The sequence below is a fragment of the Staphylococcus sp. HMSC034C12 genome (assembly GCF_001835895.1).
GTDB classification, from domain to species: domain Bacteria; phylum Bacillota; class Bacilli; order Staphylococcales; family Staphylococcaceae; genus Staphylococcus; species Staphylococcus hominis.
The window spans coordinates 60,832-67,376 of sequence record NZ_KV826315.1; the positions used below are offsets into that span (position 1 = coordinate 60,832).

The 6,545-nt window shown below is 31.4% G+C and carries 8 protein-coding genes; 4 read left to right on the forward strand and 4 right to left on the reverse strand.

Annotation, left to right across the window (positions count from 1 at the left end):
* Window positions 1–42 precede the first annotated feature (42 nt).
* From pgk to HMPREF2629_RS03915, 3 genes are all read right to left on the reverse strand, one after another.
* On the reverse strand, window positions 43–1,233 hold the full coding sequence (gene pgk / locus HMPREF2629_RS03905) for a phosphoglycerate kinase (protein WP_070444022.1): 1,191 nt from the start codon (window positions 1,231–1,233) through the stop codon (window positions 43–45).
* Window positions 1,234–1,378: 145 nt separating this feature from the next.
* Entirely contained in the window at window positions 1,379–2,386 is a 1,008-nt protein-coding gene (gene gap, locus HMPREF2629_RS03910; RefSeq protein WP_049434555.1) for a type I glyceraldehyde-3-phosphate dehydrogenase, read from the reverse strand.
* A 46-nt stretch (window positions 2,387–2,432) separates the two neighbouring features.
* Window positions 2,433–3,452, reverse strand: coding sequence for a sugar-binding transcriptional regulator (locus tag HMPREF2629_RS03915; RefSeq protein WP_048683224.1), 1,020 nt, complete (start codon window positions 3,450–3,452; stop codon window positions 2,433–2,435).
* A gap of 266 nt (window positions 3,453–3,718) precedes the next feature.
* On the opposite strand from HMPREF2629_RS03915, the gene HMPREF2629_RS03920 reads away from it, so the two are divergent.
* Window positions 3,719–3,946 (forward strand): hypothetical protein, encoded by a 228-nt coding sequence (locus tag HMPREF2629_RS03920; RefSeq protein WP_049382072.1) that lies wholly within the window; start codon window positions 3,719–3,721, stop codon window positions 3,944–3,946.
* Window positions 3,947–3,998: 52 nt separating this feature from the next.
* Here HMPREF2629_RS03920 and HMPREF2629_RS03925 read toward each other — a convergent pair whose 3' ends face one another.
* Window positions 3,999–4,763: a DUF4887 domain-containing protein gene (locus HMPREF2629_RS03925; RefSeq protein WP_070444025.1), complete on the reverse strand. Its 765-nt coding sequence runs from the start codon at window positions 4,761–4,763 to the stop codon at window positions 3,999–4,001.
* 187 nt (window positions 4,764–4,950) lie between these two features.
* On the opposite strand from HMPREF2629_RS03925, the gene HMPREF2629_RS11150 reads away from it, so the two are divergent.
* The 3 genes from HMPREF2629_RS11150 to HMPREF2629_RS03935 all read left to right on the forward strand — a co-directional run bounded on the left by HMPREF2629_RS11150 (window position 4,951) and on the right by HMPREF2629_RS03935 (window position 6,496).
* Window positions 4,951–5,121 carry a hypothetical protein gene (locus HMPREF2629_RS11150; RefSeq protein ID WP_167805761.1) on the forward strand — a complete coding sequence of 57 codons (171 nt, stop codon included), beginning with the start codon at window positions 4,951–4,953 and terminating at the stop codon, window positions 5,119–5,121.
* Window positions 5,122–5,396: 275 nt separating this feature from the next.
* Window positions 5,397–6,296: a TIGR01777 family oxidoreductase gene (locus tag HMPREF2629_RS03930; RefSeq protein ID WP_054105331.1), complete on the forward strand. Its 900-nt coding sequence runs from the start codon at window positions 5,397–5,399 to the stop codon at window positions 6,294–6,296.
* A gap of 17 nt (window positions 6,297–6,313) precedes the next feature.
* The gene (locus tag HMPREF2629_RS03935; RefSeq protein ID WP_048683232.1) at window positions 6,314–6,496 is read left to right on the forward strand and encodes a hypothetical protein; all 183 of its coding nucleotides are present in this window, start codon (window positions 6,314–6,316) and stop codon (window positions 6,494–6,496) included.
* Window positions 6,497–6,545: the final 49 nt, after the last annotated feature.

Here is a 6,545-nt window from a genome sequence, read left to right on the forward strand (position 1 = left end):
ATGAAAATCATAAAAGAAACATTTTTATTATTCAAATAAATATTATTTATCGTTAATTGCTTTGATACCAGGTAATTCTTTACCTTCAAGGTATTCTAATGAAGCACCGCCACCAGTTGAAATATGAGTGAAATCATCTTCAAATCCTAGTGAAATTGCAGCCGCTGCTGAATCACCGCCGCCGATAATTGTGATTGCATCTTCTAAGTTAGCAATTGCTTTACATACACCGATTGTACCTTTAGCAAAATTACTAAATTCAAATACACCCATAGGTCCGTTCCATACTACTGTGTGAGCACCTTGTAATTCTTTAGTAAATAACTCGATTGTTTTTGGTCCAATATCCATTGCTTCTTGATCATTTGGAATTTCATCAATAGACACTTCAGTGATTTTAGCATCATTTGAAAATTCTTTAGCTACTTTACAATCAACAGGTAATACAATTTGATCGCCATTTTTTTCTAAAAGTTCTTTAGCAAAGTCAATTTTATCTTCTTCTAATAAAGATAGACCAATTTCTTTACCTTGTGCTTTTAAAAATGTATATGCCATACCGCCACCAATAATGATTTTATCAGCGATATTCACTAAATTTTTAATAACACCAATTTTGTCAGATACTTTAGCACCACCTAAAATAGCCACAACTGGTTTATGTGGATCATTTACCACACCACCGATAAATTTAATTTCTTTTTCCATTAGGTAGCCTGCAGCTGTTTCTAGATGAGTAGAAATACCAACATTTGAAGCATGTTCACGGTGTGCAGTACCAAATGCATCATTTACAAACACATCACCTAATGATGCCCAATACTTACCTAATTCAGGATCATTTTTAGATTCTTTTTTACCATCTAAATCTTCAAAACGAGTATTTTCAACTAATAATACATCGCCTTCATTTAAATTTTTAATTGCAGATTCTAATTTTTCACCGCGTGTTTCTGGAATAAACACAACTTCTTTGCCTAATTTTTCAGTTAATGAATCCGCTACTGGTTTTAAAGTTAACTCTTTTTTATCACTTTCTTCTTTAACTTTACCTAAATGAGAGAATAATACTAATTTACCGCCTTGTTCTAAAATATATTTAATTGTTGGTAAAGCTTGAACAATACGGTTATCATTTGTAATTTCACCGTTTTTTAAAGGTACATTAAAATCAGCACGTTCAAGTACAACTTTCCCTTTTAAGTCTAAATCAGAAACAATTTTTTTTGCCATTATAATTTCCTCCTTTAAATAGGAATTATTAATATAAAAATAAGCGGAGAAGCGTTAGTGCTCCCCGCTTACTCATAAGCTAACTTAATTCAACATTTTATATAAGTGTACTGAGCACAAGTTTTTATTAAACTAGGCTACGAAATTATTTAGTTAATTCAGCTAAATATTCTAAAGTACGTACTAATTGAGAAGTATAAGACATTTCGTTGTCATACCAAGCAGCTACTTTAACTAATTGTTTGTCGCCAACTGAGATGACACGAGTTTGAGTTGCATCGAATAATGAACCAAAGTTCATACCAACAATATCTGATGATACGATTTCATCTTCAGTGTAACCGAATGATTCGTCAGCAGCATTTTTCATTGCTTTGTTAACATCTTCAACTGTTACTTCTTTTTCTAATACAACTGTTACTTCAGTTAATGAACCAGTAGCTACTGGTACACGTTGTGCTCCACCATCTAATTTACCATCGATTTCAGGAATTACTTTACCGATAGCTTTAGCTGCACCTGTTGAGTTAGGTACGATGTTTTGTGCTGCTGCACGTGCACGACGTTTGTCACCTTTTTTGTGTGGACCATCTTGAGTCATTTGGTCGCCAGTGTAAGCGTGAATAGTTGTCATTAAACCTTCAACAATACCAAATTCGTCATTTAAAACTTTAGCAACTGGTGCTAATGAGTTTGTAGTACATGAAGCACCTGATACTACTGTTTCAGATCCGTCTAAATCTTTGTGGTTTGTGTTAAATACGATAGTTTTAACATCACCTTTAGCTGGAGCAGAAATTAATACTTTTTTAGCTCCTGCATTAATGTGTGCTTCAGCTTTTTCTTTTTCTGTATAGAAACCAGTACATTCTAATACTACGTCGATATCTAAATCGCCCCATGGTAATTTACTTGCATCTGGTTCTTCAAAAGATTTAACTTCTTTATCATTTACACGGAAACCACCTTCAACAACTTCTACGTCTCCGTTAAAGCGACCTTGCATAGTGTCATATTTTAATAAATGAGCTAACATTTCGTCGTCTGTTAAGTCGTTTACTGCAACTACTTCAATACCTTCTACGTCTTGAATTCTTCTGAATGCTAAACGACCAATTCTACCAAAACCATTAATTGCTACTTTTACTGCCATTATAATGGCCTCCTTTAAAATGATATTTAAAAAGTTAAATAACTTTTTATTCCTTATTTAGTATTACTTTAGCTGCTGCTTCATCAGTAATTAATATTGTATTTTTGGGAGCAATACTGAGATATGCTTTGATAGCTTCTCCCTTAGACATGCCGCCAGCAACAGCATATATAAATTCTTTGCTTTCTAAATCTTCAAGTTGTAATCCAATAGTTTTTACTTTTTGAACTACATGACCTTGAGCGTCAAAATAATATCCGAAAGCTTCTCCGACGGCTTGATGATGTTGAAGTCTTTCAATCACCTCATCAGATGATTGTCTACGATGCGCCATCTTCAGCGCATCACCAATACCGTGTATTGTTATATTTGCTTGTTTAATCTTTTCTAATGTGTGCACAACTGATGGTTCCATCAGTAATGTATTATATGTTGATTCGCTTACATTATCTGGTACATATAGGGTAGTATAATACCCACCACTTTGTTGTGCCATACTTGCTGCAATTGTATTTGCTTGATAAACCATATTTTCACCAAGACCACCACGTGCCGGAACAAAAAACACATTAAATGGTAATAAATGCATTGCTCGGCTAACATTAGCCATTGTTGATCCGCCTGTAACTGACACAATTGCATCTTCATACAATATATCTTCTAGTAAATGACCTGCTTGTCTACCCATCTCAGACTTAACTTCTTCATGCATGTCAGCATTTCCAGGTATGACATATACTTCTTTAACTCCAAAGTTGGACTTAATATGTTTAGCATAATGATTATCATCTTTATACACTTTAAAGTAATCACTTAATTGATTAAGTACTTTTGTACCTTCCTCGGTGATTTCCATACCAGTTGATTTTACTTGTATAAGATTTTGCTTTTTTAATATGTCTGTTTCTGTTCTTAAGACTCTTTCTGTAATATCCATATGTTCGCTTAAACTTCTACGCCCAACAGGTTCATTATTTGAAATTGTCGTTAAGATAGAGAAACGTCGATACATTTTATCAACTAAGTCAGGAACCAACTTTTGTTGTAGTTTAATCAGGTCTTTCACTACTACCTTCCTCCTATTTTTCTCAAAAGGTAATCGAGAGTTAGAGGGGGTTTGACTTTTTTTGTCCCAGGTGGGACAAAATTCAACCTCTTTACAATTGCAATACTACTATTGTCGTTATAAAAAAGCAAGCGAAAACCCTTATTATTTTAAATAATCTGTTAAATATTTAAAATAGGGTATAGTAAATGCAATAGAGTTAACTTTATAGGTTTTTCAAAAATGATGAATTATAATTGAAAATTAACTAGATAGGAGGAATCACTTTGAAATATAAAGACAATAAGGATGTAGAAGTTTTAGATCCTTCTGATAATAGATATAAAGATGATGACTATTTTAAAAGAGAACAAGAATATCGAGATATGTCTGAACATCACAATACAATACGATATCACTATGGTTGTGGTTGTCCTTTTGGTTGTTTCTCTTCCATTTTTATATCGATTGTTCTTTCAATTATCTTAACGTTCTTGCTCAACTGGATATTTTAAAAAAACCTAGAGATACACACATGGTAAAATGTGTATATACCTAGGTCTTTTTTTATTCTTCGTTTGAAGATCTCTGAGATTGTTGGGTATTACTTTTTGATTCTGAATTTGTTGAACTAGATGATTGTGTTTTAGGCTCGGCAGTAGATGGTTGCGTCGTTGATTTTTGTGTTTGTGATGATTGATTTGTATTAGCTCGTTCTTGTGTAGTAGTTGTGTCATTGTTACTTGAATTATGTTGTGATGTTTCAGTTGAAGCATTAGAACGAGAAGATCGACTTGACTGAGTGCTTTCAGTTGATTTATTTGTTTCTTCTTGCGTTGCTTTTTCTTGAGTTTGTGAGTTTTCTTTTTGTTGAGTACTTTGAATTTGATTTGTACTAGGTTGTTTTGTAGGTGTTTCTTTAGAAGATTGTTGTGTTTGTGCTGTTTTACCTTGATTAGTAGGTTGTACTCTTATTGAATTACTTTGCTTATTAGAATAGTTATCAGTGACATTTGGATTTTTTACGTTATCTAATTTATTTTCCTTACTATTATTTGTATTGTTTTCACTTGTTGTATTTTCTTGCGTACTTTCTTCGTTCTTTTTATCACTTTCAGTATCTTTATCTTTCTTATGTTTATGTTCTTCCGTTGATTGATTATTTAAACGTTCATTGACTCTGTTTGAATTATCTACAAAAGCAAAAACTGCAAACACTAATCCACCAAGTAATAGAAGCACAATAAGTGTACTAATTATTTTAGAAATACCACTCATTTTTTTCTTTTCATGTGCTTCATAGTCTTTAAGATTTCTATTTTTTTTTGACATGGACTCCCTCACTTCTTAATTATCTATTCATCCTTTAATATAGCAATCTATTTTACGTTATTTCCTTTTAAAAAAATAAAAAAACACTTAAGTACATATATAAATGAAATACTCATTCAATTATATATGATAACATCATATATAAATAACTACACTATCAATATAAAGTAAATTTTGGAGTGACAAAATGAAAAAAGATACTTTTAACACATTATTTAAAAATCCTTCAAGCAATAAAATTAAATCTATGATGTTAAGTAATGATGATTTTGATGAAAGTAAAAATTCAAAATTTGATATATTTATTGGCATTTTAGTTCCTATAATCATATTATTCTTAATCTTATTTATAAAGTAATATAATAGAAACTTGAAAGAGAATAGAAAGAAATTAAAATGACTTTTGTTTTGTATATTATTATATTAAAGGTGTAAACATACTTTTTAAATATTCTACTATTCTCTATGGCAAAGCTATACTTATATTATAGCTAAATTTAGGTAAATTTAATGACCGTATTTTCTAAAGTTAATGACATATTATTGAATAAATCTTGAATGCTTTTTGAGCATCTTTCTCTACATTGTCATTAAAAAAATTTATTTTCTTTATAAAAAATGAGGTGTTAGTAAATGAAACAATTTTTAATTACTGGTGGAACTGGAATGGTAGGTAGTCACTTAGTAAATGAAATTAAAAAAAGAGAGGCTCATATTACAATTTTAACTCGTAGTGATAAACAAAGTGATGAGCCTAAGATTACGTATGTTAACTGGTCTAAAAAAGGATGGGAAAATCAAGTGCCAGATATTGATGTAGTTATTAATTTAGCAGGCGCTACATTAAATAAACGTTGGACACCCTCTTACAAACAAATGATTATGACAAGTCGTATTCAATCGACTGAATCTTTAGTTCATTTATTTGAGCAACGTCAACATAAACCTGAAGTGCTTTTTAATGCAAGCGCTATGGGTTATTATCCTCCAAGTTTATATCGAACTTATACAGAACAATATCAAACACTTCCTTTTGATTTCCTGTCAGATGTCGTTTATCAATGGGAACGATTTGCTCGTCGTTTCGAAAATTTTGGTACACGTGTTGTATTAGGAAGATTTAGTATGATTTTGTCTTCTGAAGGTGGCGCACTTCAAACGATGAAACTACCATATAAATTCTACGTAGGCGGTAAATTAGGTTCTGGACATCAATGGTATTCTTGGATTCACATAGATGACTTAGTGCGTGCGATTTTATTTACAATTGACGAATCAAATGCAAAAGGTCCATTTAATATGGCTTCTCCAATTCCTGAACGTCAAAATTTATTTGGTTATACGCTTGGACGTACGATGCATAAACCACATGAAACGTGGGTGCCATCATTAATTATGCGTGCTGTACTAGGAGAAATGTCGACAGTAGTTCTCGATACTCAAAAAGTCTTACCTAATAAATTAGAAGCATTAGGGTTTAATTTTAGGTATAATAATTTAAAAGTTGCACTTGAAGACTTAATTAACGAATAGTAATTGGAGATTTAGTGATGAATGACAACAAGTTAACGTATATCTTACTACTTATCGCTAGTATATTTTTAATTTTAAATGGTGTCTTTGCTTTCGAAAAGAGTATCATTATGGTACTTTTATCTTTTTTCTTTATTATTATAGGATTATTATTAGGGTTTGTAGCTATACAATATTTATTAAAAACTAAAAAACCATAAAAAAGGAAGAGCATCAATGGACTGACCCCAATTAGTGGGAATTATATAA